At 70.2% G+C, this 26,202-nt stretch carries 21 protein-coding genes; 14 read left to right on the top strand and 7 right to left on the bottom strand.

Going from position 1 to position 26,202, the window contains the following annotated elements:
- Positions 1-90 precede the first annotated feature (90 nt).
- Both ACIREE_RS22350 and rpmB read right to left on the bottom strand, forming a co-directional pair.
- Positions 91-3,096: a BTAD domain-containing putative transcriptional regulator gene (locus ACIREE_RS22350; protein ID WP_404154776.1), complete on the bottom strand. Its 3,006-nt coding sequence runs from the start codon at positions 3,094-3,096 to the stop codon at positions 91-93.
- 146 nt (positions 3,097-3,242) lie between these two features.
- Complete coding sequence (rpmB, locus tag ACIREE_RS22345) at positions 3,243-3,428, bottom strand: 50S ribosomal protein L28 (protein ID WP_003957616.1); 186 nt, start codon at positions 3,426-3,428, stop codon at positions 3,243-3,245.
- 269 nt (positions 3,429-3,697) lie between these two features.
- Between rpmB and ACIREE_RS22340 the strand changes: the two genes are divergently transcribed.
- The 9 genes from ACIREE_RS22340 (at position 3,698) to mutM (ending at position 12,994) form a co-directional block, all read left to right on the top strand.
- Positions 3,698-5,398: a DAK2 domain-containing protein gene (locus ACIREE_RS22340; protein ID WP_404154773.1), complete on the top strand. Its 1,701-nt coding sequence runs from the start codon at positions 3,698-3,700 to the stop codon at positions 5,396-5,398.
- 97 nt (positions 5,399-5,495) lie between these two features.
- Positions 5,496-7,772: an ATP-dependent DNA helicase RecG gene (gene recG / locus ACIREE_RS22335; RefSeq protein WP_404154770.1), complete on the top strand. Its 2,277-nt coding sequence runs from the start codon at positions 5,496-5,498 to the stop codon at positions 7,770-7,772.
- A gap of 48 nt (positions 7,773-7,820) precedes the next feature.
- The gene (gene rsmD, locus ACIREE_RS22330; protein ID WP_404154767.1) at positions 7,821-8,417 is read left to right on the top strand and encodes a 16S rRNA (guanine(966)-N(2))-methyltransferase RsmD; all 597 of its coding nucleotides are present in this window, start codon (positions 7,821-7,823) and stop codon (positions 8,415-8,417) included.
- Positions 8,418-8,443: 26 nt separating this feature from the next.
- Positions 8,444-8,923 carry a pantetheine-phosphate adenylyltransferase gene (gene coaD / locus ACIREE_RS22325; protein WP_404154764.1) on the top strand — a complete coding sequence of 160 codons (480 nt, stop codon included), beginning with the start codon at positions 8,444-8,446 and terminating at the stop codon, positions 8,921-8,923.
- 91 nt (positions 8,924-9,014) lie between these two features.
- On the top strand, positions 9,015-10,133 hold the full coding sequence (locus tag ACIREE_RS22320; RefSeq protein ID WP_404155157.1) for an ATP synthase F0 subunit B: 1,119 nt from the start codon (positions 9,015-9,017) through the stop codon (positions 10,131-10,133).
- A gap of 170 nt (positions 10,134-10,303) precedes the next feature.
- Positions 10,304-10,942, top strand: coding sequence for a YceD family protein (locus ACIREE_RS22315; RefSeq protein WP_404155154.1), 639 nt, complete (start codon positions 10,304-10,306; stop codon positions 10,940-10,942).
- Between the two features lie 2 nt (positions 10,943-10,944).
- Positions 10,945-11,118 carry a 50S ribosomal protein L32 gene (rpmF, locus tag ACIREE_RS22310; RefSeq protein WP_363196444.1) on the top strand — a complete coding sequence of 58 codons (174 nt, stop codon included), beginning with the start codon at positions 10,945-10,947 and terminating at the stop codon, positions 11,116-11,118.
- A gap of 7 nt (positions 11,119-11,125) precedes the next feature.
- The gene (gene rnc, locus ACIREE_RS22305; RefSeq protein ID WP_404154761.1) at positions 11,126-11,932 is read left to right on the top strand and encodes a ribonuclease III; all 807 of its coding nucleotides are present in this window, start codon (positions 11,126-11,128) and stop codon (positions 11,930-11,932) included.
- Between the two features lie 192 nt (positions 11,933-12,124).
- The gene (mutM, locus tag ACIREE_RS22300) at positions 12,125-12,994 is read left to right on the top strand and encodes a bifunctional DNA-formamidopyrimidine glycosylase/DNA-(apurinic or apyrimidinic site) lyase (RefSeq protein ID WP_404154758.1); all 870 of its coding nucleotides are present in this window, start codon (positions 12,125-12,127) and stop codon (positions 12,992-12,994) included.
- Here the strand turns inward: mutM and ACIREE_RS22295 are convergent.
- Together ACIREE_RS22295 and ACIREE_RS22290 are read right to left on the bottom strand one after the other, a co-directional pair.
- Entirely contained in the window at positions 12,967-13,347 is a 381-nt protein-coding gene (locus tag ACIREE_RS22295; RefSeq protein WP_404154755.1) for a winged helix-turn-helix transcriptional regulator, read from the bottom strand. The two genes, mutM and ACIREE_RS22295, sit on opposite strands and share 28 nt — an antisense overlap.
- A gap of 63 nt (positions 13,348-13,410) precedes the next feature.
- Positions 13,411-14,454 carry a CAP domain-containing protein gene (locus ACIREE_RS22290; RefSeq protein ID WP_404154752.1) on the bottom strand — a complete coding sequence of 348 codons (1,044 nt, stop codon included), beginning with the start codon at positions 14,452-14,454 and terminating at the stop codon, positions 13,411-13,413.
- 134 nt (positions 14,455-14,588) lie between these two features.
- Between ACIREE_RS22290 and ACIREE_RS22285 the strand changes: the two genes are divergently transcribed.
- From ACIREE_RS22285 to ACIREE_RS22270, 4 genes are all read left to right on the top strand, one after another.
- Positions 14,589-14,870: an acylphosphatase gene (locus tag ACIREE_RS22285; RefSeq protein WP_404154750.1), complete on the top strand. Its 282-nt coding sequence runs from the start codon at positions 14,589-14,591 to the stop codon at positions 14,868-14,870.
- A 382-nt stretch (positions 14,871-15,252) separates the two neighbouring features.
- Positions 15,253-15,456 carry a hypothetical protein gene (locus tag ACIREE_RS22280; RefSeq protein ID WP_324767428.1) on the top strand — a complete coding sequence of 68 codons (204 nt, stop codon included), beginning with the start codon at positions 15,253-15,255 and terminating at the stop codon, positions 15,454-15,456.
- Positions 15,457-15,700: 244 nt separating this feature from the next.
- Positions 15,701-19,276: a chromosome segregation protein SMC gene (gene smc, locus ACIREE_RS22275; protein ID WP_404154747.1), complete on the top strand. Its 3,576-nt coding sequence runs from the start codon at positions 15,701-15,703 to the stop codon at positions 19,274-19,276.
- A gap of 270 nt (positions 19,277-19,546) precedes the next feature.
- Positions 19,547-20,971 (top strand): sugar porter family MFS transporter, encoded by a 1,425-nt coding sequence (locus ACIREE_RS22270; RefSeq protein ID WP_404154744.1) that lies wholly within the window; start codon positions 19,547-19,549, stop codon positions 20,969-20,971.
- A gap of 89 nt (positions 20,972-21,060) precedes the next feature.
- On the opposite strand, the gene ACIREE_RS22265 is transcribed toward ACIREE_RS22270, so the two are convergent.
- Both ACIREE_RS22265 and ACIREE_RS22260 read right to left on the bottom strand, forming a co-directional pair.
- Entirely contained in the window at positions 21,061-22,038 is a 978-nt protein-coding gene (locus tag ACIREE_RS22265) for an LLM class flavin-dependent oxidoreductase (protein WP_404154741.1), read from the bottom strand.
- 62 nt (positions 22,039-22,100) lie between these two features.
- On the bottom strand, positions 22,101-23,546 hold the full coding sequence (locus ACIREE_RS22260; RefSeq protein ID WP_404154738.1) for a cytosine permease: 1,446 nt from the start codon (positions 23,544-23,546) through the stop codon (positions 22,101-22,103).
- A 209-nt stretch (positions 23,547-23,755) separates the two neighbouring features.
- Between ACIREE_RS22260 and ftsY the strand changes: the two genes are divergently transcribed.
- Positions 23,756-24,970 (top strand): signal recognition particle-docking protein FtsY, encoded by a 1,215-nt coding sequence (gene ftsY, locus ACIREE_RS22255; protein WP_404154735.1) that lies wholly within the window; start codon positions 23,756-23,758, stop codon positions 24,968-24,970.
- A 121-nt stretch (positions 24,971-25,091) separates the two neighbouring features.
- Here the strand turns inward: ftsY and ACIREE_RS22250 are convergent, their stop codons facing one another.
- Positions 25,092-25,760, bottom strand: a complete 669-nt coding sequence (locus ACIREE_RS22250) for a bifunctional DNA primase/polymerase (protein WP_404154733.1) — start codon at positions 25,758-25,760, stop codon at positions 25,092-25,094.
- Between the last annotated feature and the right edge of the window lie 442 nt (positions 25,761-26,202).

The raw sequence follows: 26,202 nt of genomic DNA, 5'->3' as shown, positions 1-26,202 counted from the left end.
TGACCGTCCCTTACCGGTCGCTGACCAGAGCGCCGGGGACGGCCCGGCCCGGCTCGACATGTACCGCGAGGGCGGCTGACCGGAGCGACGCTACGGCTCGCCCACGGCGTTGTGCCGCAGGCTGCCGCCCAGCTCGAAGGCCTTTTTGTACACATCCGGCGCGAGCATGCGCCGGAGCCGGAGTTCGAGCGGCGTGACGTCCGGGTCGTCCACGATCAACTGTCCCCGTAGCGCCGACGCGGCGCCGAGAAGCGTCGCCGCGTGCTCGGGCTCGTCCGTCCGGGACGCCAGCGCCTCGGCGACCTGAGCGACTTCGAGCCCCTGCGTCTGGGTGCCCGCCGACAGCGTGCGGGCCTGTGCGAACCAGTCGTCCGCCTCGTCCGTCCGTCCTTCGGCCAGGGCCACGCGGCCCAGCCCCACGAAGATGTGCACCGTCTGGCCGACGCTGTACCAGGAGCGTGCGCTCGTCTCCAGAGCCGCCTCGTAGTGCTCCCGCGCGAGCGCCGTGTTCCCCGACAGCCGCGCCGCGTCCCCCATGCCCCACATCGCCCCGGCCACCTTCCCTGGAGCGCCCGCCGTACGCGCCAGCTCAGCGGCCCGCGCGAAGTCCGCGGCCGCCTCGTCGTACGCGCCGCTGTGCAGCAGGACGGCGCCGCGTCTGCACAGCAGATCGGCGGTCTCCTCCGGCGCCGCCAACTCCCGTGCGTAGCCGAGCGCTTCGTCGATGAGCTCCAGAGCGCGGCCGCACTCGCCGCGCCAGTCGGCATACATCCCCAGCTGGTCGAGGGAGTTGGCCATGCCCCATCGGTCGCCGGTCTCCCGGAAACCCGCCAGGGCCTGCGCGAACAGCGCCTCCGACGCCGCGGGGCGCCCCGCGAACTGCTCCTGGAACCCCATCCCGACGGCGAGCAGTGCCCGCCCCCACGGATCGCTCCCGACCTGTGCGTGCACTCGCTCGTCGCGGGACCGCTCGGGCCCGACGGCGAGCGTCCACAGAACCACCGTGAACGGCAGTCTCAACTGGCGGTCGATCGTGCCCAGCACCCTGTCCGCACGGGCGAGCCGGACCTCGTCGCCGTCTCCCGTCACCGAGTTGAGCGCGCACAGCGCGTACTCCTCCTCCAGACCCGGCGGCGCCTGCGGCCCCACCTCGTCCATCAGTTCACGGGCCAGGGCGACCCGCTCGCCGGCCAGGCCGTGCAATCGCCAGAACCATGAGAGGTCCGCCATGAGGCGCAGTCCGTCGGACGGGGCGGCATGGAGGAAGTGGCGCAGGGCGGCGTCCAGATTGCCGCGCTCGGTGGACAGTCTGGCCAGCCAGGGGAGTTGGTCGTGTCCGCGCAGGCGCGGCTCGGCCTCCGCCGCCAGCCGCAGGAAGTAGGCCGCGTGCGCGCCCTTCAGCTCCGCAAGGATGGTGTCCGGCAGTTGCTCGGCGCAGAACGCGCGGATCGTCTCCAGCATCCGGTAGCGCCCGTCGAAGGCCTCCAGGAACGACTTCTCGGTGAGCGAGGCCAGCAGGTCCTCCGGATACGGGATGCCGCACACCGTCTCCACTGCGTCCAGCGTCGCACCGCCGGACAGGCCGCTGCCCACGAACACCGTCATCCGGCAGGCGAGGTCCCGCTCCTCCTCGTCGAGCAGCTCCCAGCTCCACTCCACGACGGCCCGCAGCGTGCGATGCCGCGGCGCCTTGGTGCGATCTCCGCGCGACAGGACCCGGAAGCGGTCATCGAGCCGCTCGGCCAGCTCGTCGACCGTGAGCGTACGCAGCCGGGCAGCGGCCAGCTCGATCGCCAGCGGCAGCCCGTCGAGCGCCTCGCAGATGCGGTCGACGGCGGCCACGTGCGCGTGCCCGGCCGCCTCGAAGTCCGGCCGCACCGCTGCCGCCCGGTCCCGGAACAGCTGGGCCGCCGGGCCGGCCGCGAGGGGCGGTACCGGGCACCGCACCTCACCGGTGATGCCGAGCGCCTCCCGGCTGGTCGCCAGGATGCGCAGGCCTGGGCAGCTGCCCAGGAGCACCCCCGCCATCTGGGCAGCGCCCTCGATCAGGTGCTCACAGTTGTCGAGCACCAGCAGCAGGTCTCGGCTTTCGAGCGCGGCCTCGAGCCGCTCCGTGGCCTCCTCGTCCTGCGGGCCGCGCAGCCCCTGACGCACACCGAGCGCGGTGAGGATCGCGTACGGGATCCCGGCATCGTCGGCGAGCGGCGCCAGTTCGACGTAACAGACGTCCTCGTGGGCCCGCCCCGCCTCGATCGCGAGCCGCGTCTTGCCCGCGCCGCCGGGGCCGGTCAGTGTCACCAGACGGGCGTCGGCCAGCAACGCGTCGATCCGGGCCAACTCCTCCGTGCGCCCGACGAAGCGCGTCAACTGGGCCGGCACCCTGCGCTGTCGCACGGGCCCCTGCCCTCGCAGCAGCTCCAGATGCAGCGCCGACAGTTCAGGTGACGGGTCGGTGCCCAACTCGTCCGCGAGCACGCGCCGCGCCTCTTCAAAGGCGTGCAGCGCCTCAGCGGGCCGTCCCGCCGCGTGCAGCGCGCGCATCAGCAGGCCGTACAGGCGCTCGCCGAGCGGATTCCGCGCGATCAGCTCGCGTACCTCCGCCACCAGGTCCGCATCGCAGCCCAAGGACAGATCGGCCTCGATCCGGTCCTGCACGGCACCGAGCCGCAGCTCGTCCAGGCGCGGCAGATCGTCCGGCGCCGGGCCGCGCCACAGGCCGAGGCCCTCGTGCAGAAGCGCCGCCGCGCGCGCGGGATCTCCCGAGGCCAGTGCCTGCTTGCCCTCGCGCGCCAGGCGCTCGAAGCGGTGCACGTCCACGGTGTCCGGATCGACGACGAGCCGGTAGCCGGCCGGGCCCGTATCGATGTCCAGGCCGAGCCGCTTGCGCAGCCGGGACACCTGCGACTGCAGCGCGTTGGCCGCGTTGGCCGGTGGGTCCTCGCCGTACAGGCCGTCGATCAGGCGCTCTGCCGAGACCGCACGCCCGGCCTCCAGGAGCAGCACGGTCAGCAGGGCACGCGGCCGTGGCCCGCCGGGGTCCAGGGGGCTGTCGTCGGGGCCCCGCACATCGAGGGGGCCGAGAATGCCGAACCGCATGCGCAGAGTCTGTCAGCCGCCACTGACAGTGCTCCCCGTCACGCGGGCCTTGTGCCTGTTCCGTTGAGCGGGCATACGAAAGAGCCGGCCCCCGAGGGGACCGGCTCTTTCAAGCAACCAGCGAGGTGGCCGCGCTACACGATTCGTCAGCGCGAGACCTTGCCGGCCTTGATGCACGAGGTGCAGACGTTGAGCCGCTTCGGCGTCCGCCCGACCACTGCACGCACACGCTGGATGTTCGGGTTCCAGCGACGGGACGTACGGCGGTGCGAGTGCGAAATGTTGTTGCCGAAGCCCGGCCCCTTGCCGCAGACGTCGCAGTTGGCAGCCACGGGTCACTCCAAAGACTTCAGATGCACTTAAGCACTTACGGTTGATCCCGGCATGCCGGAATCAGGATCGGAGGATCTGAGTGGCGGTGCCAGGGGAGAGCCCGACGGATATCGGGCAACCGGAGCAGCATACAACGGCTGCTTCGGTACAACGAAATTACCATGGCTGCCCGGGCCGCTGCCCCGGCGGCCGGACCGGGCCCCTTCCCCGGTGACGGCCCGGCGGGGTCTACTCTGCGAGGCCAGTCCGGCCGCTCAAGGAGGCGCAGGTGCCGCAGGTGCCGCAGGTGCTCGGCGTGGTCGCCGTGCGTACCTGGTGCTCACTCGCTCTGGCGGCGCTCGGCCGCGACCGTGCGGAGATCGACGCGATCAACGTCTATCCCGTGGCCGACGGGGACACCGGCACCAATCTCTACCTGACCTTCGAGTCCGCCCACCAAGCCGTCGAGGCGGTCTTCACAGGGCTCGAGGCAGGTCGCGAGCCCGCCGCCCCCACGCTCCCCGAAGTAATGCGCGCGATGGCCCATGGCGCGCTCATCGGCGCCCGCGGAAACTCGGGGACGATCCTCGCGCAGTTGCTGCGGGGCATGGCCCAGGTCCTCGCCGACAGCGGCGGAGGTGACGGGGGTCACGACAGCGGGGCGGACGCGGGCGTACTGCGGCTCGCGCTTCTCCGGGCCGCCGACTCCGCGCGCGAAGCGGTCGCCCACCCTGTGGAAGGCACCGTCCTGACCGTCGCGACGGCGGCCGCGCAGGCGGCATCGGAAACCGAAGGTGACTGCGGCGCGGTGCTCCGCGCCGCATATGAAGGCGCGTGCGCGGCGCTTGACGCGACGCCGGGACAGCTCACGGCGCTGCGCCGCGCCGGAGTCGTGGACGCGGGCGGGCGCGGCCTCGTCGTCGTGCTCGGGGCTCTGAGTGAGGCCGTCTCAGGGCAGGCCGCGCCGGTGCGCGGCCGTGGGGACGGCGGGCCCGCGCGCGTGGAGGCCCCGCTCGCCCCTACTGACGAAGCGCCTCTTGAATGCGGGGAGGAGCCCGGCGTCGCCGGGCCCGCCTTCGAGGTCATCTACCTTCTCGAAGCCGACGACCGAGCCGTGGCCCGGCTGCGGACCAGGCTCGACGCCCTAGGGGACTCGCTGGTCGTGGTAGGCGGGGACGGCCTGTGGAACGTGCACGTGCATGTCGACGACGCCGGCGCGGCCGTGGAGGCCGGCGTCGAGGCCGGTCGGCCGTACCGCATCCGCATCACGCACTTCGGGCTCGGCGACGCGCACGCGGCCCGCTCCTCGGCGCCGCCCCGCGAGCGGGCACAGCGGGCCGTGGTGGCGGTCGTACCGGGCGACGGGCTCGCCGGCCTGTACGCGGAGGCCGGCGCGACGACCGTGCCCGACCGCCCCGGTGAACCGCCCGCCAGCGGAGAACTGGTCGAAGCGATCCGGCGTGCCCACGCGCGTGAGGTGGTGCTGCTGCCGAACGACGCGGAGCTGCGGCACACCGCGGCGGCCGCGGCCGAACAGGCCCGGTCCGAGGGGGTACGGGTCGCGCTCATCCCGACCCGGTCCGCCGTGCAGGGCATCGCCGCGCTCGCCGTGCACGAACCCGACCGGCGGTTCGACGAGGACGTCGTCGCGATGACCTCGGCTGCGGGAGCGACCAGGTACGCCGAACTGGCCGTCGCCGAACGGCAGTCGTGGACGATGGCCGGCATCTGCCAGGCCGGTGACGTCCTCGGCCTCATCGACGGCGATGTCGCTGTCATCGGGGGCGAGGTCCCGGCGACCGCCCGCACCGTTCTGGACCGGATGCTCGCGGCCGGCGGTGAACTCGTCACGCTCGTCCTGGGCGACGAGGTCCCCGACGAGGTCGCGGACGGCCTCGAGCAGCACGTCCGCGAGACCTATCTGGCCGTGGACACCGTGGTGTACCGCGGCGGGCGGCAGTCCGCACCGATGCTGATCGGCGTCGAGTAGCCGTCCGCCGAAGGTTCGCCGGTCGTCCGCCTCCAGAGTCAGATGTGACCAGCGGTTTTCGGAGATGGTCGCGGGATTGTCAGTGGCGTGGTGTGCAATGGATCTCGTGCCCGTGCTCGAAGAACCGCTGAAGAAAGTGCTCGGCCCTCCCACCGCGAAGGTGATGGCCGAGCATCTAGGTCTGCACACCGTCGGTGACCTGCTCCACCACTACCCCCGCAGATACGCGGAGCGCGGGGAGCTCACCCGCCTCGCGGAGCTGCCGCTCGACGAGCACGTCACGGTCGTCGCGCAGGTCGCCACCGCCCGCATCCTGAGGTTCAACGGGGGGAGTGGGCAGCGCCTCGAAGTCACCATCACCGACGGTAGCGGCCAGCTCCAGCTCGTCTTCTTCGGCCGCGGCATCCACAAGCCGCACAAGGACCTGCTGCCGGGCACGCGCGCGATGTTCGCCGGCAAGGTCGGGGTCTTCAACAGGAAGATGCAGCTGGCGCACCCCGCCTATCAGTTGCTCAGCGCCGAGTCCTCGGAAGACGCCGCGGAGGCCGTCGGCTCCTGGGCCGGAGCGCTGCTCCCGCTGTACCCGGCCACCGCCAAGCTGGAGTCCTGGAAGGTCGCCAAGGCCGTCGACCTGGTGCTGCCCAGCGCCCAGGAAGCCGTCGACCCCCTGCCCGAGGCGCTGCGGGACGGCCGTGGCCTCGTTCCGCTAACCGAGGCCCTGCTCAAGATTCACCGGCCGCACACGAAGGCCGACATCGAGGACGCCCGGGCCCGCCTCAAGTGGGACGAGGCGTTCGTCCTCCAAGTCGCGCTCGCCAGGCGCCGGTTCGCGGACACCCAGCTGACCGCCGTCGCGCGCGTGCCGAAGCCGGACGGGCTCCTCACGGCCTTCGACGCGAAGCTGCCGTTCACACTCACCGACGGCCAGCAGAAGGTCTCCAAGGAGATCTTCGACGACCTGGCCACCGAGCACCCGATGCACCGGCTGCTCCAGGGCGAGGTCGGTTCCGGAAAGACGATGGTCGCGCTGCGCGCCATGCTCAGCGTCGTCGACGCGGGCGGTCAGGCCGCGATGCTCGCGCCCACCGAAGTCCTCGCGCAGCAGCACCACCGCTCGATCACCGAGATGATGGGGGAGCTGGCCGAGGGAGGCATGCTCGGCGGCTCCGAGCACTCCACCAAGGTCGTGCTGCTCACCGGCTCCATGGGCACCGCCGCGCGCCGTCAGGCACTGCTCGACCTGGTCACCGGCGAGGCCGGCGTCGTCATCGGCACGCATGCGTTGATCGAGGACAAGGTGCAGTTCCTCGATCTGGGCCTGGTCGTCGTGGACGAGCAGCACCGGTTCGGTGTGGAGCAGCGCGACGCCCTGCGCTCCAAGGGCAAACAGCCGCCGCACCTCCTGGTGATGACCGCGACGCCGATTCCGCGCACGGTCGCCATGACGGTCTTCGGCGACCTGGAGACCTCGGTCCTCGACCAGCTCCCGGCCGGCCGCTCCCCGATCGCCAGCCATGTGGTGCCCGCCGCCGACAAGCCGCACTTCCTGTCCCGCGCGTGGGAGCGCGTACGGGAGGAAGTGAGCAAGGGACATCAGGCGTACGTGGTCTGCCCGCGCATCGGTGACGACGAGGACGAGAAGCCCAAGAAGGGCGCGGCCTCCAGCAAGACCTCCAGTAAGACGTCCGGTAAGACGTCCGGCACGAGCTCCACCAAGACAGCCGCCAAGAAGCAGACCACCGAGGACGAGGCGGAGAAGCGGCCGCCGCTCGCCGTGCTCGCCGTCGCCGAGGAGCTGGCGCACGGGCCCCTCCAGGGACTCAAGGTCGAGGTGCTGCACGGCCGGATGCAGCCCGACGACAAGGATGCGGTGATGCGCCGCTTCACCGCGGGCGAGATCGACGTCCTGGTGGCGACGACGGTCATCGAGGTCGGTGTGAACGTGCCGAACGCGACAGCGATGGTGATCATGGACGCCGACCGTTTCGGCGTCTCCCAGCTCCACCAGCTGCGCGGCCGCGTCGGCCGTGGCTCGGCACCGGGCCTGTGCCTTTTGGTCACCGAAATGCCCGAGGCCAGCCCCGCCCGCGCGCGCCTGGGCGCCGTCGCCGCCACGCTCGACGGCTTCGAGCTGTCCCGTATCGACCTGGAGCAGCGCCGGGAAGGCGACGTCCTGGGACAGGCCCAGTCCGGAGTGCGTTCCTCGCTGCGGATGCTCGCCGTCATCGAGGACGAGGAGATCATCGCCGAGGCACGGGAGGAGGCCACCAAGGTGGTCGCCGCCGACCCGGACCTGGAGCGCCTGCCCGGTCTGCGTACGGCACTCGACGCCCTTCTGGACGAGGAGCGTGAGCAGTACCTCGACAAGGGCTGAGACACTGATCCCGCAGCCCTGCAGCCCCGTACTAGGACAAGGACCGAGATGACCCGCGTGATCGCCGGGCGCGCCGGCGGACGCCGCCTGGCCGTGCCGCCGGGAAACGGCACCCGCCCCACCTCCGAGCGGGCGCGTGAGGGCCTCTTCTCCACCTGGCAGGCGCTGCTCGGCACACTCGACGGCGCCCGCGTCGCCGACCTGTTCGCGGGCTCGGGAGCCGTCGGCCTGGAGTCCCTCTCCCGCGGCGCCGCGCACGCGCTGCTCGTCGAGGCCGACGCCCGTGCCGCCCGCACCATCCGGGAGAACATCCGCGCGGTCGGCCTGCCCGGCGCGGAGGCACGTACGGGAAAAGCGGCGCAAGTCGTTGCGGGAGCGCCCCCTGCCTCGCCCTACGACCTGGTCTTTCTCGACCCGCCGTACGCCGTGTCGGACGACGATCTTCGCGAGATCCTGCTCACACTCCGCACTCAGGGCTGGCTCACGGAGGATGCGCTCGTCACCGTGGAGCGCAGCACCAGAGGCGGCGAATTCCGGTGGCCGGACGGCTTTGAGGGACTCAGGTCCCGTCGCTACGGCGAGGGCACGTTTTGGTACGGTCGCGCCGCCCTGAACACCACCCTCACGTGCGACGACGCACGATGACCGGACCGGAGAGCGAGGGACTTCCCGTGCGCCGCGCAGTCTGTCCCGGGTCGTTCGACCCCATCACCAACGGCCACCTAGACATCATCGCCCGAGCCTCCAAGCTGTATGACGTCGTGCACGTCGCGGTGATGATCAATCAATCCAAGCAGGGCCTGTTCTCGGTCGACGAGCGGATCGAGCTGATCCGCGAGGTCACCGCCGAATTCGGCAACGTAGAGGTGGAGTCCTTCCACGGCCTCCTCGTCGACTTCTGCAAGCAGCGCGACATTCCTGCCATCGTGAAGGGCCTGCGCGCCGTCAGCGACTTCGACTACGAGCTGCAGATGGCCCAGATGAACAACGGCCTCTCGGGCGTCGAGACCCTCTTCGTGCCGACGAACCCCACCTACAGCTTCCTGTCCTCCTCGCTCGTCAAGGAGGTCGCTGCCTGGGGCGGCGACGTATCTCACCTGGTCCCGCCGCTGGTCCACGAGGCGCTGACCGAGCGCCTCCCCAAGAAGTGACAGCCACACACCAGTTGGGCATACAGTCGTCCCGTCCGTCTCCAAACCCCCTGTCACCCCGGTGACAAGACGAGAGAGTGGCGAGCACACGGTGGACGTGCAGAAGAAGCTCGACGAGATCGTCGCCGCGGTCGGCGGCGCCCGGTCCATGCCCATGTCGGCCTCGTGCGTGGTCAACCGCGCAGACCTGCTCTCGATGCTCGAAGAGGTGCGCCAGGCGCTGCCCGGCTCTCTCGCCCAGGCCCAGGAACTCATCGGCGGCCGTGAGCAGATGGTCGAGCAGGCCCGGGCGGAGGCCGACCGGATCATCGAGACCGCGCACGCCGAGCGCGGCTCCCTGATCTCCGACACCGAGATCGCCCGCCGCTCGCAGAACGAGGGCGACCGCATCCTCACCGAGGCCCGCCAGGAGGCCGAGGAGGTCCGCGCCGAGGCCGACGAGTACGTCGACTCCAAGCTGGCCAACTTCGAGGTCGTCCTGACCAAGACCCTCGGCTCCGTCGGCCGCGGCCGCGAGAAGCTCCTCGGCACCGGCCCCGGTACGGACGAGCAGGGGTACGAGGACGAGGACGCTCCCGAGCGCAGCCACGACCCCGAGACGCTCCGCCGCGACGCCGACGCGTACGTGGACACCAAGCTGGGCGCCTTCGAGGCGGTGCTCGCCAAGACGCTGGACGCCGTCGGCAAGGGCCGCCAGAAGCTGCACGGCCGCCTCGCCAGCGACGACCTGGGCGCGCTGTCCATGGACGGCGAGGGCGGCGCCCAGGCCCACACCAGCGACGCCGACTACCTGGCGGGCCTGGCCGAGATCGGCGGCCAGAGCCAGAGTCAGAGCCGGATCCCAGGTCAGGGGCAGGGCCAGGAGCAGCAGCCGGACCCCGCTGTCATGCCCCAGATCCCGGAGATCCCGGCCCAGCAGCCGGCCGCGGCCTACGCCCAGCAGCAGGATCCGTACGCGTACCAGCAGCAGTACGGACAGCAGGACCCGTACGCCGCATATCAGCAGGACCCTTACGCGTACCAGCAGCAGGTGCAGCAGGACCCGTATGCCGCGTACCAGCAGGATCCGTACGGATACCAGCAGCCGCAGCAGCAGGACCAGCAGCAGGACCAGCAGCAGGACCAGACCGGCGCGCTCGACGAGACCAGCCTCTTCGATACGAGCATGATCAGCATGGAGCAGATGCGGCAGTACGAGCAGGGCCGCTGACACCACTGCTCCGGGGGCGCCGCAGAGGGTGGCCGGGACCGGATTGGGCCGAAAGCGAAAGGTCCAGTACCCTGGTTCTTCGGTCGCGCGTACACGTGTGATCTCAAGCTGCCCGGAAATTTCGGGGTGGCGACCCCCATGAGTTTCGAAGATCGAAAGCAGGATCGGCCCTGAGTACTCACCTCGACCACCGCAACCCACTTGTGTTCGATACGCACGAGCTGGGTCGGCGTCCTGGTGCCATGCAGCGGTTGTCCCGCACGATCGACGCTCCCAAGGACTTCGGTATCCAGGGAGTCATCGAGGTGCCGGAAGGCGCCCCGGTGGAGCTCGACCTCCGTCTGGAGTCGGTCATGGACGGGGTGCTTGTCACAGGCACCGCCCGTGCACTGGCGAAGGGGGAGTGCGTAAGGTGTCTGGAGCCGATCGGCCTCGATGCCGATGCGGACTTCCAGGAGATGTTCTCGTACCCTGACGCCGACGACCGTGGCCGTGCCCGCACGGAACCGGTCGACGACGCCGAGGAAGACGAGGACAGACTCTTTCTCGAGGACGGCTTGTTCGACCTCGAGCCCGTGCTGCGTGATGCGGTGGTGCTCTCACTGCCGATGCAGCCGGTGTGCCAGGACGACTGCGAGGGACTGTGCTCCGAGTGCGGAGTGCGGCTCGCGGACGAACCGGGTCATCATCACGACGCCGTCGACATCCGTTGGGCGGCATTGCAGGGACTCGCTGGATCCGTCCAGGACGGCGAGAAGGACGAGCTGAGCGGCGCCGAGTCGGGCGTCGACGAGAAGCAGGAGAAGTAGCCGTGGCTGTTCCGAAGCGGAAGATGTCGCGCAGCAACACGCGCCACCGCCGGTCGCAGTGGAAGGCTGCGGTCCCCAACCTGGTTTCGTGCGAGCGTTGCCAGGAGCCCAAGCTGCAGCACATCGCGTGCCCGGCTTGTGGCACCTACAACAAGCGCCAGGTCCTCGAGGTCTGAGCGGCTGGTGAGAGGCACAGTGGCTAGCCATAAATCGGCGGATGACGCCAAGAAAAAGGCCGACACCACAGCCTCGTCCCACACGCTTCTGGAAGGGCGGCTCGGGTACAAGCTCGAGTCCGCCCTTCTGGTGCGTGCGCTGACGCATCGCTCGTACGCGTACGAGAACGGCGGACTGCCCACGAACGAGCGCCTGGAGTTCCTCGGGGACTCCGTGCTCGGCCTCGTGGTCACCGACACGCTCTACCGCACCCACCCAGACCTGCCCGAGGGCCAATTGGCCAAGTTGCGGGCCGCGGTGGTCAATTCGCGTGCACTGGCGGAGGTCAGCCGCGGGCTCGACCTGGGCTCCTTCATCCGGCTCGGCCGGGGCGAGGAAGGCACAGGCGGCCGGGACAAGGCGTCCATTCTGGCCGACACCCTTGAAGCGGTGATCGGCGCGGTCTATCTGGATCAAGGGCTGGAAGCGGCCGGTGAGTTGGTACACCGGTTGTTCGACCCGTTGATCGAGAAGTCCTCGAACCTGGGAGCCGGCCTGGACTGGAAGACCAGTCTCCAGGAGCTCACGGCGACCGAGGGGCTCGGCGTTCCCGAGTACCTGGTCTCCGAGACCGGCCCCGATCACGAGAAGACCTTCACTGCTGCCGCCCGCGTCGGAGGCGTCTCGTACGGCACCGGCACCGGCCGCAGCAAGAAGGAAGCGGAGCAGCAGGCCGCAGAGTCCGCGTGGCGTGCGATTCGCGCTGCCGCGGACGAGCGGGCCGAGGAAGCGGCTTCGGCCGCCGCCCCGGACGACGCCGCCCCCGGCGTCTGACCCGTTGCGCTTCCTGCGCCCGCCCCCAACCGGCTTCGGCCGGTGGGGGCGGGCGTTTTTTGGGCCCTGCCCCTGAGGGATGCGGTGGTACGCGCGGCTTCGTGGGGGCTGGTCGCGCAGTTCCCCGCGCCCCTTTTCGGGGCGCGATACGCTCCCCGGATCCCATCGCAACCGCCTTTTACGGAGGACCCCGTGCCAGAGCTGCCCGAAGTAGAGGTCGTCCGGCGCGGCCTCGCCCGCTGGGTGGCGCACCGGACCGTCTCCGACGCGGAGGTCCTGCACCCGCGCTCCGTACGCCGCCACATCGCGGGCGGCGACGACTTCGCGTACCGCCTCAAAGGGCAGCGCATCGGGGAGCCGAGCCGGCGCGGCAAATATCTCTGGCTGCCGCTCGAGACGACGCACATGTCCGTGCTCGCCCACCTCGGCATGAGCGGCCAGCTCCTGGTCCAGCCGCACGAGGCCCCGGACGAGAAGCACCTGCGGATCCGTGTCCGCTTCGCCGACGACCTCGGCACCGAACTCCGCTTCGTCGACCAGCGCACCTTCGGCGGGTTGTCGCTGCACGAGACCGCCGAGAACAGTGCGGACGGTCTGCCCGATGTCATCGCGCACATCGCCCGCGATCCGCTGGACCCGCTCTTCGACGACGTGGCTTTCCACGGAGCGCTGCGCGCGAAGCGCACCACCATCAAGCGGGCGCTGCTCGATCAGTCGCTCATCAGCGGCGTCGGCAACATCTACGCGGACGAGGCGCTCTGGCGCGCGAAGCTGCACTACGAGCGCCCCACGGGTACGTTCACGCGCCCGCGCACGGCCGAACTCCTCGGCCACGTAAGGGATGTGATGAACGAGGCGCTCGCGGTGGGCGGGACGAGCTTCGACTCGCTCTACGTGAATGTGAACGGGGAGTCGGGCTACTTCGACCGGTCGCTCGACGCGTACGGACGCGAGGGCGAACCCTGCCGTCGGTGCGCCACGCCCATGCTCCGGCGGGCCTGGATGAACCGGTCGAGCTACTTCTGCCCGCGCTGTCAGCGCGCCCCGCGCGTCGCGTCGTAACGCTCGCGCGCCACCAGTACGTCGTCCATCCGCTCCTCCACGAAGTGGATGAGGGCCAGCAGCCGCTCGGCCACGTCGCGGCCCAGCGGGGTCAGTTCGTAGTCCACGCGCGGCGGGTTCGTCGGCTGGGCGTCGCGGTGCACCAGGCCGTCGCGCTCCAGCGCTTGCAGCGTCTGGGAGAGCATCTTCTCGCTGACCCCGTCCACGCGGCGGCGCAATTCGTTGAAGCGGAGCGTGCCCTCGTACAACGCGCCGAGCGTGAGGCCGCCCCAGCGGCCGGTGACGTGCTCCAGTGTGCCGCGGGACGGACATGCCTTGGAGAACACGTCGAAGGCGAGGTCGGTGGAGTCCATACGCCGAGAATACTCTCGCGCAGCGCTATCCAATAGTTAGCGCAGGTGGGGGCGGTGAAGGGCTCAGAAGCCGAAGTCCTGCGTCCACCACGGGCCACCGGACCCGAAGTGCACGCCCACGCCGAGGGTCTTGTAGTCGCAGTTGAGGATGTTCGCCTTGTGGCCGGGGCTGTTCATCCAGGCGTCCATCACGGACTGGGCGTTGGCCTGGCCGCGGGCGATGTTCTCGCCGCCGAGGTCGGTGATGCCGGCCTTCTTGGCGCGGTCCCAGGGAGTCGCGCCGTCCGGGTCCGTGTGGTCGAAGAAGTTCCGTGCGGCCATGTCCTCGCTGAACGCGGTCGCCAGTGCGGCGAGGCCGCTGTCGGCGGTCACGGGGGAGCAGCCGGCCTTGGCCCGCTCCTGGTTGACGAGAGTCAGTACCTGAGCCGCGGCCGAGCTCTCCGTGGACGCGGCGGGCGCGCTCGCGGCGGGCGCCTTCGTCTTCTCGGGGGCCCTGGTCGAAGGGCTCGCGCTCTTCGTCGTACCGGAGCTGCCGGGAGCGGACGTCTTGGCCGGCGCCGGCTTCGTCGAGGGCTTCGCGGACGGCTCGGCCGACGTGGACTTCGAGGGTGAGGCCGAAGGAGTGGTGCGCTCGTTGTCGCGGCTCGCGGCGGACGGGGCGCGGTCGTCGACCGTGCCGCTCGTGCCGCCCTGCGCCTCGATGGTGGGGGTGCCGGCGGCCTGCACCTTGTTCCCGTTGTGGTCGCCGCCGAGCTTGAAGTTGTCGCCGCCCGGGATCAGCCCAGAGGCCACCGCGACCGCACCCATGGCGACGGCGGCGGAGACACCCAGCAGTCCGGTGCGGACGGGGACGCCGCCGCGCTTCCTGCGCCGGTGGGACCGGCCGTGCGGTTCCTGGCCCGAGCCGCCGGCCGCGGATATGGAGCCGTACACGCCGGTCACGGTCTCGTCGTCGTACGGGGAGTATGCCCCCGCCTGACCTGCGCCGTACGTCTCGCCATATGCTTCGGCGTACGTTCCCTCGGGTCCCGCAGAACGGATCTCCGAGGTTCCCGCGGCGCGGCCCGTGACGGCGCTGCCGGCGGCGGAGCGTCGGTGGCGTCCCATGTCTTGGCCTTCCTCGTCCTCGCGGTCATCAATGTGACTCACTCATACGAGTGAGGCTCATCGGTCCGCGACGGTACCGCAAGACGGAAGGGGACGAAGTGCTCCGAGTGCAATCGGCCGGTTAGCGTGCACCCATGAACGAAGAGGTGCGGCTCACCGCGTGGGTGCGAGGACGCGTCCAACGTGTGGGTTTTCGGTGGTTCACGCGTGCGCGAGCCATGGAGATCGGCGGCCTGAGTGGCTTTGCTCTCAATTTGGAGGACGGCCGCGTCCAAGTGGTCGCCGAGGGACAGCGGCCCGCGTGTCAACAACTGCTCGACTGGCTCCACGACGGCGACACACCCGGCCGCGTCGACGGTGTCACTGAGATCTGGGACACGCCCCGCGGTGGCTACGACGGGTTTGCCATCCGCTGAACAGTCACCGCAGGCGAGGCCGTGCGGCCCCCGGGAAGAGGTGCCGTGGGCAACTGCTCCGGGCAGAAACGCCCTGGTGGTTGCCAAGGCAGGGGACTCGTGGCAGGCTCCGGGGTTACGGAAGATCGCTACGCCCCCAGGGCCCCGAAGGTCAGGCCGCGCCGGACGATCCACGGCGCGAAGCCCCCGGGTTACCCACCGATACGGGGCGTGATCGTGTTGACCGTCAAACTTTTTGGTGAGACTCTGGAATCCCCGCGCACCTTAGCTGTTTGGCATGTAGAGCGGCAGCAAAAGACAGTAGTAGTGCCAAGCACCGCGGGTGCGATTCTCCCGACCCACACCGCTTCGGTCGGTCACTCAGTGTGGAGGACCATCCATCATGGCAAAGGCGCTTCTCGGTTACGTCGGCGGCAGCGACCCGCGACTCCTCTCCGAGATGCGACGGCTCCAGCAGCGCGTTCAGGATCTTGAATCCGAGCTCGGTCGGATCCAGGCCGAGAACGATGCGCTCGCGGCTGCCGCTTCTCACGACTCTCTGATGGAGAGCATCGACGTACCCCAGGCGGAGCCGGCGCTCACCTGATCACGCCCAGCGACGCGCGTGAGCAGGCTGCTCGTACCAGCCGCTTGAGAGTTCTGTAGCTGACAGAGATATGCAAGGGACGCTTCGGCGTCCCTTCTTTCTTGCTCCCCGTGTCTCGCCGCCCCGGCCCTTACAACCCCCACGCACCGAAGCACAGTCTTAACGTCTGATGTGCCCTGCACCTTCACAGGCGAAACCGTGGGTTCATGGAGTGAGACATGGCTGCCGGGTAGAGTCCGACGGCGTGCACCTCAAGGCTCTGACCCTGCGCGGGTTCAAATCATTCGCCTCGGCCACCACGCTGCGGTTCGAGCCGGGCATCACCTGCGTCGTGGGTCCCAACGGATCGGGCAAGTCCAACGTCGTGGACGCCCTGAGCTGGGTCATGGGAGAGCAGGGCGCCAAGTCACTGCGTGGCGGCAAGATGGAGGACGTCATCTTCGCCGGCACCACCGGGCGCCCCCCGCTGGGCCGCGCCGAGGTGTCGCTCACCATCGACAACTCCGACGGCGCGCTGCCCATCGAGTACGCCGAGGTCACCATCACGCGGATCATGTTCCGCAACGGCGGCAGCGAGTACCAGATCAACGGGGACACCTGCCGCCTCCTCGACATCCAGGACCTGCTCTCGGACTCCGGCATCGGGCGCGAGATGCACGTCATCGTCGGCCAGGGGCAGCTCGACGGCGTCCTGCACGCCGATCCCATGGGGCGCCGCGCCTTCATCGAGGAGGCCGCGGGCGTCCTCAAGCACCGCAAGCGCAAAGAGAAGGCGCTGCGGAAGCTGGACTCGATGCAGGCCAACCTCGCGCGCGTACAGGACCTGACCGACGAGTTGCGGCGGCAGCTGAAGCCGCTGGGCCGGCAGGCCGCCGTCGCGCGGCGGGCCGCCGTCATCCAGGCCGATCTGCGCGACGCGCGACTGCGGTTGCTCGCCGACGATCTCGTACGCCTCCAAGAGGCGCTCAGCACCGAGGTGGCCGACGAGGCCGAGCTGAAGCAGCGCAAGGAAGCGGCCGAGGACGAGCTGAAGAAGGCGCTGCTGCGCGAGGGGCACCTGGAGGATCAGGTGCGACAGCTGACGCCCCGGCTGCAGCGGGCGCAGCAGAGCTGGTACGAGCTGTCGCAGCTGGCCGAGCGGGTGCGCGGCACGATCTCGCTGGCCGACGCACGGGTCAAGAGCGCCACCTCCGCCCCGGCCGAGGAGCGGCGCGGGCGCGACCCCGAGGACCTGGAGCGCGAGGCCGCCCGGGTGCGGGAACAGGAGGCCGAGCTGGCCGCGGCGCTCGAATCGGCCCAGGTCGCGCTCGACGAGACCGCCGCCCACCGGGCCGAACTGGAGCGCGAGTTGGCGGTCGAGGAGCGCCGGCTGAGGGATGTCGCCCGCGCCATCGCCGACCGGCGGGAAGGCCTGGCGCGGCTGCAGGGCCAGGCCAACGCGGCCCGCTCCCGGGCCGCTTCCGCGCAGGCCGAGATCGACCGGCTCGCGGCCGCACGGGACGAGGCGCAGCAGCGGGCCGGCGCCGCGCAGGAGGAGTACGAGCAGCTCAAGGCCGAGGTCGACGGGCTCGACGCCGGTGACGAGGAACTCGTAGAACAACTGGAAGGCGCGAGGGCCGCGCTCGCCGGTGCCGAGTCCGCGCTGTCCGCGGCGCGCGATGCGGCCACGCAGGCCGAGCGGGAGCGGGCCGCTGTCGCCGCGCGGCGCGAGGCGCTCGCGCTCGGGCTGCGCAGGAAGGACGGGACGGGCGCGCTGCTCGGGGCCAAGGAGCAACTGACCGGGCTCATCGGGCCCGGCGCCGAGCTGTTGTCGGTGGCGCCGGGGTTCGAGGTGCCGGTGGCGGCCGCGTTCGGCGTGGCCGCCGACGCGATCGCCATGACCACGCCCGCCTCCGCAGCGGAAGCGATTCGCCTGCTGCGCAAGCAGGACGCGGGGCGGGCCGCCCTGCTGCTGGCGGGGGAGCCGGAGCCGGCCGGGACGCCCATGGACCAGCCGCCGGGCAGCCCGCCGTACGCCGCCGAACTCGTCCGCGGCCCCGCCGAGCTGATGCCCTCCGTGCGGCACCTGCTGCGCGGCATCGTGGTCGTGGGCAGCCTGGAGGACGCGGAGGATCTGGTCTACGCGCGTCCCGAGCTGACCGCGGTGACCGCCGAGGGGGACCTGCTCGGGGCGCACTTCGCGCAGGGCGGGTCCGCCGGGGCCCCCAGCCTGCTGGAGGTGCAGGCGTCCGTCGACGAGGCCGCCGCCGAGCTGGAACGACTGGCCGCACAGTGCACGGAGCTGGCCGAGGCGCAGCAGGTGGCGGCGGAGCGGCGCGAGGAGTGCGCCGGGCTCGTCGAGGAGCTGGGGCAGCGGCAGCGAGCCATAGAGCGGGAACGTTCCGGCAGGGCTCAGCAGCTCGGGCGGCTCGCCGGGCAGGCCCGTGGCGCCGCGGGCGAGGCCGAGCGCAGCGCCACCGCGGCGGCGAAGGCGCAGGACGCGTTGGAACAGGCCGCCATGGACGCGGAGGAGCTGGCCGAGCGGCTTGCTGTGGCCGAGGAGCAAGCCTCCTTTGGGGAAGGAGGGGATGAGGAACCCGACACCTCCGTGCGCGACCGCCTCTCCGCCGACGGCGCCAACGCACGGCAGACGGAGATGGAGGCCCGGCTCCAGGTGCGTACGCACGAGGAGCGGGTGAAGGGGCTCGCGGGGCGGGCCGACTCGCTGGACCGGGCGGCCCGCGCCGAGCGCGAGGCACGCGCGCGTGCGGAGCGGCAGCGAGCCCGGCTCAGATACGAGGCCGCTGTCGCCGAGGCCGTGGCGTCCGGCGCGCGGCAGCTGCTCGCGCACGTCGAGGTCTCCGTCACCCGGGCCGACGCGGAGCGGACCCTGGCCGAGCGGGCCAAGGCCGAGCGCGAGCGGGAACTCGTCACCGAGCGGACCCGCGGCCGCGATCTGAAGGCGGAACTCGACAAGTTGACTGATTCAGTTCACCGAGGCGAGGTACTAGGAGCTGAGAAGAGGCTGCGGATCGAGCAGCTGGAGACCAAGGCTCTGGAGGAACTGGGTGTCGAACCGGCCGGGCTCGTCGCGGACTACGGTCCCGGTCAGCCGGTGCCGCCCTCGCTCCCCGCCGAGGGTGAGGAACTGCCGGAGGATCCGGAGCACCCGCGCAACAGGCCGCGGCCCTTCGTCCGTTCGGAGCAGGAGAAGCGGCTCAAGTCCGCCGAGCGCGCGTACCAGCAGCTCGGGAAGGTCAATCCGCTGGCCCTCGAGGAGTTCTCGGCGCTGGAAGAGCGCCACAAGTTCCTCAGTGAGCAGCTGGAGGACCTGAAGAAGACCAGGACGGACCTCCTTCAGGTGGTGAAGGAGGTCGACGAGCGCGTCGAGCAGGTCTTCACCGAGGCCTACCGGGACACCGCGCGCGAGTTCGAGGGTGTCTTCAGCCGCTTGTTCCCGGGTGGCGAGGGACGGCTGATCCTGACCGATCCCGACAACATGCTCACCACGGGCGTGGACGTCGAGGCCCGCCCGCCGGGCAAGAAGGTCAAGCGTCTGAGCCTGCTCTCGGGTGGCGAGCGGTCGCTGACCGCGGTGGCTCTGCTGGTCTCCATCTTCAAGGCGCGACCCAGCCCGTTCTACGTGATGGACGAGGTCGAGGCCGCCCTCGACGACACCAATCTGCAGCGCCTCATCCGCATCATGCAGGAGCTGCAGGAGGCCTCGCAGCTCATCGTGATCACGCATCAGAAGCGCACGATGGAAGTCGCCGACGCGTTGTACGGGGTCTCCATGCAGGGCGACGGGGTGTCGAAGGTGATCAGTCAGCGGCTTCGGTAGCGCCGGACGGCATCGGCCGGCCCCTGACCGCGTCCGCCAGCGCTTCGGCAAAAGCGGAGCCGTCTCCAGGCAGTCTTCAAGAGTTGAACTCAATGTGCCACTTCATGCCCAGAAACTCACACCACTCGAAGTATTGACTTCGAAACTTGAAGGCATAGTCTCTGCAACGTTGCTTTTACCTTCAGGTGGTGGGCGGCGTGAAGTTGTGCGCCACTGGAAGGGCTCTCGCCCCCACCCCCGGCAGCGAAGCCGGTGGCCCGAGGAGTACACGTGACCAGCACTGAGGCACCTTCTTCAGGAGCCAAGGACGCCCAGCCCGATCACCTCGGGCACGTCATCTTCATCACGGCGGCAGCCGCGATGGGTGGTTTCCTGTTCGGATACGACAGCTCCGTGATCAACGGTGCGACCGTCGCCATCCAGCACAAGTTCGACGTGAACGCCGACGTGCTCGGCTGGATCATCGCGTCCGCGCTGCTCGGCTGCGCCGTCGGCGCGGCCGTCGCGGGCCGGCTCGCCGACCGCATCGGCCGTATCCGCTGTATGCAGATCGCCGCGGGCCTCTTCGCGATCAGCGCCGTCGGCTCGTCCCTGCCGTTCGCCGCCTGGGATCTGACGATGTGGCGCGTCATCGGCGGCATCGGCATCGGCATGGCCTCCGTCATCGGCCCGGCCTACATCGCCGAGGTGGCACCGCCCGCGTACCGCGGCCGGCTCGCCTCGTTCCAGCAGGCCGCCATCGTCATCGGTATCGCGATCTCCCAGCTCGTCAACTGGGGCATCCTGAACATGGCCGACGGTGACCAGCGCGGCAAGGTCGGCGGCCTGGAAGCCTGGCAGTGGATGCTCGGCGTCATGGTCATCCCGGCCCTGCTCTACGGGCTGCTCTCCTTCGCGATCCCCGAGTCGCCGCGCTTCCTGATCTCCGTCGGACGCCAGACCGAGGCCAAGAAGGTCCTGGCCGAGGTCGAGGGCGAGGGAATCGACCTCGACGCGCGCACCGCGCAGATCGAGGCCGGTATGCGCAGCGAGCACAAGTCGACCTTCAAGGACCTGCTCGGCGGCAAGTTCGGCTTCCTGCCGATCGTCTGGATCGGCATCTTCCTGTCGATCTTCCAGCAGCTCGTCGGCATCAACGTGATCTTCTACTACTCGAACCAGCTGTGGCAGTCCATCGGCAAGGACCCCTCCAGCTCTTTCCTGTACTCGTTCGAGACCTCGATCGTGAACATCATCGGTACGGTCATCGCGATGGTCTTCGTCGACCGCATCGGCCGCAAGCCGCTCGCGATCATCGGCTCCACCGGTATGGCGATCGCCCTGTTCACCTGTGCCTGGGCCTTCTCCTACCGGACCGGCTCCGGCGACAACGTCTCGCTGCCGAACGCGCAGGGCCTGACCGCGATCATCGCGGCCAATGCCTTCGTCCTCTTCTTCGCCCTGTCCTGGGGCGTGGTGGTCTGGGTGCTGCTCGGCGAGATCTTCCCGAACCGGCTGCGCGCGGCGGCGCTCGGTGTGGCGGCCTCGGCCCAGTGGCTGGCCAACTTCGCCATCACCAAGACCTTCCCGAGCATGTCGGAGTGGAGCCTGACCGGCTCGTACATCATCTACGGTGCCTTCGCCGCGCTCTCCATCCCGTTCGTGATGAAGTTCGTGAAGGAGACCAAGGGCAAGGCCCTGGAGGAGATGGGCTGACAAGCGCCCTGCTCCCCGCGAGACCCGGGGAGATGGATCAAGTCCCCGCTGCCATCTCCCCGTTCCCGTCACTGCCCCGGTTCATCGGCCTACGACAGGTCCTTGAGCCGGGGCAGTACGTTGTCGCAGAACAGGTGCAGGCTGCGCCAGCCCTCGTCGAGGGGCATGCCGCCCGACAGCGGGTGCAGTACGTAGCTGTCGAGGCCCTGCGCCAGGCACTCGTCGGGCGTGAGGATGCGGTAGACGCCCTCGGCGCGCAGCTCGTCGACCGTCGTCGCCGCCGACTTCACCGCCGACTTGATGTCCGTGGACTGCCAGGACGCATAGGTCCGCGCCTCGTGCAGGAAGTGCGCGCCGTGCGCGGCCCATGTGCGGTCCGGGTCCTCGGACAGGTGCAGCAGGGGCGTGGTCTTCGCGGGCATCATGGTCCAGCCCTCGGTGCCGTACTCGGCGAGCCGCTCCTTGTAGTACGCGTCGAGCTCCGGCAGATGCGCGCTCGGGAAGAAGGGCAGCCCGAGCCGGGCCGCCCGGCGCGCCGCCGCCTGTGAGGAGCCGCCGACCAGGAGCAACGGGTGCGGCTGGGTCAGCGGGCGCGGGGTGACGCGGACCCGGCGCCCACGGAAGGTGAACTCCTCGCCCGTCCAGGCCTGCAGCAACGTGTCGAGGAGCTCGTCCTGGAGCTTGCCGCGCCGCTTCCACTCCACGTCGAACTGCGCGTACTCCTGCGGCCGGTAGCCGATCCCGGCCACTGTCACCAGGCGGCCGCCGCTCAGCAGATCCAGTACGGCGATGTCCTCCGCGAGACGCAAGGGGTCGTGCAGCGGGCCGATGATCGCGGAGACGGTGACCGCGATGCGGCGGGTGGCGCCGAAGACCGCGCCCGCGAAGGTGAAGGGCGAGGGCAGCCAGTTGTTGCCGGCGCCGTGGTGCTCCTCGGTCTGCACCGTGTCGACGCCCCGGTCGTCGGCGTACGCCGCCATTTCGACCGCTGCTTTGTAGCGGGCGCTCAGCGACTCGGGGGTGCCGGCCGGGTCGACCAGATTGAACCGTACGACGGAGACGGGCATGAAAAAGTCCCCCTTCACGCGGGCTCGGGCTCGGGTGAAGGGGGACGGTAGCTGACGGAGCGTCAGACGGCCAGGGGTGCGGGCTCCCTGCTCCCGTCCGGGGCCGTGGTGGTGTCCGCGGGCTTCGGCAGCGCCATGTACAGCAGGCCGGAGACCACGATGGTGACGACCCAGCCGAGGCCGTACTCGCCGATGAAGTTGTTCGAGGCGAGCGGTCCCGTGAACCAGTCGGACGTGGTGAACACCAGTCCCGCGCCGAGGCCGACGGCCCAGGAGATGACGGCCGCGGGGGAGAAGCCGCCCTTGTACCAGTAGGCGCTGGTGCGGGTCGTGTCGATGAGGGCCGCCGCGTCGTAGTGCTTGCGCGTGAACATGTCCGCTCCGAACACCCCGACCCAGGCCGAGAAGGCGACGGCGAGGAGCGAGAGGAAGGCGATGAACGAGCCCATGAAGCTGGTGGCGACCAGCATCAGGATGCCGCCGAAGACCAGCGAGATCAGCGCGTTCACCGAGACGGCCCAGTGGCGCGGGACCTTGAAGCCCAGCGTCTGCGCGGTGAAGCCGGCCGAGTACATCGACATGGCGTTGATGAGCAGCATGCCGACCAGGGCGATCAGCAGGTACGGCACCGCGATCCACATCGGGAGGATCTCGCCGAGGAAGGAGACCGGGTCGGCGGCCGAGGCCAGGTCGGGGGTGGACACCGCCATGACGGCGCCCATCAGGACCATCGGCAGGACGACGATGCCGGCGCCGCCGATCGAGTTGCGCACGATCGCCTTGGAGGAGGCGGTGCGCGGCAGGTAGCGCGTGAAGTCGGGGGAGGCGGGGATCCAGCTGACGCCACCGGCGGCGATCAGGCCGATGCCGGCCACCATCAGGGACGTCCGGCCCGCGGGCCGCCCGAACACCTCCGACCAGTCGGTGTCGACGATCAGGAAGATCAGCACCAGGGCCGTGAAGAGACCGAAGAGGTAGGTCGCGTACTTGTTGCACTTCTGCACGGCGTTGATACCGAGACCCGAGATCACGAACGTCGCGACCACGAAGAGCAGCAGCGTCACGATCACCACGACGTCGTTCTGCTTGATGCCGAACAGGATGTCCAGGACGGTGAGCACGGCGTACGCGCCGGTCACCGCGTTGATCGTTTCCCAGCCCCAGCGTGCGACCCAGATCAGCGAGCCGGGCAGCAGGTTGCCGCGCTGACCGAAGACCGCGCGGGAGAGGGCCATGCCGGGGGCGCCGCCCCGCTTGCCCGCGATGCCGATCAGGCCGACGAGCCCGTACGACACGATGGGCGCGGCGACCGCGACGACGATGGCCTGCCAGAAGTTGAGCTTGTACGCCACGACGAGGCTCGCACCCATCGTGAGCAGCAGCACGCTGATGTTGGCGGCGACCCACGTCGGGAACAGCTCGCGGGTCTTCGCTGTGCGCTCGGCATCGGGGACGGGCTCGATGCCGCGCGTCTCCAGGGCGCCTTCGGATTCGGCGGTCTTGCTCATGCGGTGGGGTTCCGTGCCTCTGTGCAGTGGGGCGGGGCGAGGTGACGTGCGTGGGGGGCGGGTGCGGGATTGCGTTGGACTCTACGCGCGTTGATACACCGGCTTCCATCGTACTTTAGTCCGAGTAATGACCTCCGTATGCGTTTGTCCTTTGGAGGAAGTCACAAGTACGGCGCTGCCGGGGCCCCATGGCTGATACTGGACGAGTTATGGACATCGTCATCCTTGCTGTAGTCATCGCCGTGGTCGTGATCGGCGCGCTCGGTGGTCTCGTAGTAGGTAGCCGCAAGAAAAAGCAGCTGCCGCCTGCGCCGCCCTCCGCGCCCGACATCACCACCGCCCCGCCCACTGAGCCGCTCGTCGGCGACGAGGCCGAGACGCCGCGCGACGAAGCGCGGCGCACGATCGAGGAGGTCGACCTCCCGGTCGCCGAACCGGTCACCGAGGAGGTCACCGAAGCGGAGCCGCCGGCCCCGGCCGCTCCCGAGATCGAGGTCCCGGAGCCGACCGCGGGCCGCCTGGTGCGGCTGCGCACCAGGCTGTCCCGATCGCAGAACGCGCTCGGCAAGGGGCTGCTCACGCTCCTGTCCCGCGAGCACCTCGACGAGGACACCTGGGAGGAGATCGAGGACACACTGCTCACCGCCGACGTCGGTGTGCAGCCCACGCAGGAGCTGGTCGAGCGGCTGCGCGCGCGGGTGAAGGTGCTCGGCACGCGCTCTCCGGAAGAGCTGCGCACGCTGCTGCGCGAAGAGCTCCTGACGTTGCTCGTCCCCGAGTTCGACCGCACCGTGAAGACGGACTCGGCCCTGGACACCCCGGGCATCGTGATGGTCGTCGGGGTCAACGGCACCGGTAAGACCACCACGACCGGCAAGCTCGCGCGCGTGCTCGTCGCCGACGGCAAGAACGTGCTGCTCGGCGCCGCCGACACCTTCCGTGCCGCCGCCGCCGATCAGCTGCAGACATGGGGCGACCGGGTCGGCGCGCGTACGGTGCGCGGGCCCGAGGGCGGCGACCCGGCGTCCATCGCCTTCGACGCCGTGAAGGAAGGCATCGCGGTGGGCGCGGACGTCGTGCTCATCGACACCGCCGGCCGACTGCACACCAAGACCGGCCTGATGGACGAGCTCGGCAAGGTCAAGCGCGTCGTGGAGAAGCACGCGCCGGTCGACGAGGTGCTTCTGGTGCTCGACGCCACGACGGGGCAGAACGGCCTGGTGCAGGCCCGGGTGTTCGCCGAGGTCGTCGACATCACCGGCATCGTGCTGACGAAGCTGGACGGTACGGCCAAGGGCGGCATCGTCGTGGCCGTGCAGCGCGAGCTGGGCGTGCCGGTGAAGCTGGTCGGTCTCGGTGAGGGCGCGGACGATCTGGCGCCGTTCGAGCCCGAGGCGTTCGTGGACGCGCTGATCGGGGAGTAGAGCGAGGAGAGGTCCCGCTCGGGACTCGGGTTGTACAGGGGCGGGGGGGGGGGGGGGGGGGGGGGGGGGGGGGGCCGGGCCCCCCCCCCCCCCCCCCCCGCCCCCTGCTGTGTGCGCGTCTTTACGCGCAGGGCGAGCGATGGGCGACGTACGCCAACGTCCCCAGCAGCAGCCGCGCCTGCGGCGGCTGCGTCGCCGTGTCCAGGGACGGCGCCCGCAGCCAGGTCGCCGGGCCGAGGCCCGCACGGTCGGAGGGCGGGGCCGTGATGTACGTGCCAGGGCCGAGCGCGTGCAGGTCGAGGCTCGCGTCGTCCCAGCCCGTGCGGTAGAGCAGGGTCGGAAGCTGGGCGGCGGCTCCCGGCGCCACGAAGAAGTGGGCCCGGCCCTCGGGGGTGGCGATCACCGGGCCGAGCGGCAGACCCATCCGCTCCAGGCGGATCAGGGCCCGCCGGCCCGCCGGCTCCGGGACGTCGATGATGTCGAAGGCGCGGCCCACCGGGAGCAGGATCGAGGCGCCGGGGAATCGGCCCCAGGACTCGGTCACTTCGCCGAGTGTGGCGCCGGCCGGTACCACCGCCGCCGGGTCGAGCGGGTGGGCGCCGGGCGCCGGGCAGTTCGTCCTGCCGCAGGAGCAGTCCGGCCCCGCGGCGCGCGCGCCGGGCACCACGTCCCAGCCCCACAGTCCGGTGAACTCCGCCACCGTGGTGCACTCCGAAGCGCGGCCGGATGTGCGGCCGCGGCGACGAGAGCCCGAACGCATCTCGCGAATGCCGCCGATCGTGAAGCCCATGCCCCCTCCAACGGGTCCTGCGCGCCGGTGGTTACGAGACGGAATCGGATCGTGACCCACTGTGTGCGCCGCCTGGTCGCGGCGGCGCCGAGTCGTATCCGGGGTGGTGCGCCCGGTGTCACGCGCCCCGGCGCACACCGTTCCGCCTACTTCCGGCTGTCCTATGTCAAGTGAATCGTGTGGAGCCGCTTCTGAGTTCATTCGAAGGGGTGGCGAATGGTGGCGTTTCCAGGTTCGCCCTCGCCGGACGGGTGATCGTAGGATTACTTTCAGTGCACGAACCCTGAGGGTAAGTGCACCCGTGGGTATGCCGCAGGCAACTCGGTTTCCTGTTCGAGGAGTGACAAGTGCCGGACGGAAGGCCGTAGTTGACGGCATCCTGATAGGGCTTGCGGGCGAGAGCGACCGACAGGACGCGGCGTTGAGTGGCTTAGACGGCTTA

The sequence above is a fragment of the Streptomyces sp. NPDC102467 genome, assembly GCF_044765445.1.
Classification (GTDB): Bacteria; Actinomycetota; Actinomycetes; order Streptomycetales; family Streptomycetaceae; genus Streptomyces.
This window is presented reverse-complemented; position numbering and strand designations above follow the sequence as displayed.

What these genes read in the sequence shown, in the direction of transcription:
- ACIREE_RS22350 (WP_404154776.1), bottom strand. Translation starts at nt 3,096, where the DNA reads ATGCGGTTCGGCATTCTCGGCCCCCTCGATGTGCGGGGCCCCGACGAC.
- recG (WP_404154770.1), top strand. Translation starts at nt 5,496, where the DNA reads ATGGATCTCGTGCCCGTGCTCGAAGAACCGCTGAAGAAAGTGCTCGGC.
- rsmD (WP_404154767.1), top strand. Translation starts at nt 7,821, where the DNA reads ATGACCCGCGTGATCGCCGGGCGCGCCGGCGGACGCCGCCTGGCCGTG.
- ACIREE_RS22295 (WP_404154755.1), bottom strand. Translation starts at nt 13,347, where the DNA reads ATGGACTCCACCGACCTCGCCTTCGACGTGTTCTCCAAGGCATGTCCG.
- ACIREE_RS22290 (WP_404154752.1), bottom strand. Translation starts at nt 14,454, where the DNA reads ATGGGACGCCACCGACGCTCCGCCGCCGGCAGCGCCGTCACGGGCCGC.
- ACIREE_RS22285 (WP_404154750.1), top strand. Translation starts at nt 14,589, where the DNA reads ATGAACGAAGAGGTGCGGCTCACCGCGTGGGTGCGAGGACGCGTCCAA.
- ACIREE_RS22280 (WP_324767428.1), top strand. Translation starts at nt 15,253, where the DNA reads ATGGCAAAGGCGCTTCTCGGTTACGTCGGCGGCAGCGACCCGCGACTC.
- ACIREE_RS22265 (WP_404154741.1), bottom strand. Translation starts at nt 22,038, where the DNA reads ATGCCCGTCTCCGTCGTACGGTTCAATCTGGTCGACCCGGCCGGCACC.
- ACIREE_RS22260 (WP_404154738.1), bottom strand. Translation starts at nt 23,546, where the DNA reads ATGAGCAAGACCGCCGAATCCGAAGGCGCCCTGGAGACGCGCGGCATC.
- ftsY (WP_404154735.1), top strand. Translation starts at nt 23,756, where the DNA reads ATGGACATCGTCATCCTTGCTGTAGTCATCGCCGTGGTCGTGATCGGC.
- ACIREE_RS22250 (WP_404154733.1), bottom strand. Translation starts at nt 25,760, where the DNA reads ATGGGCTTCACGATCGGCGGCATTCGCGAGATGCGTTCGGGCTCTCGT.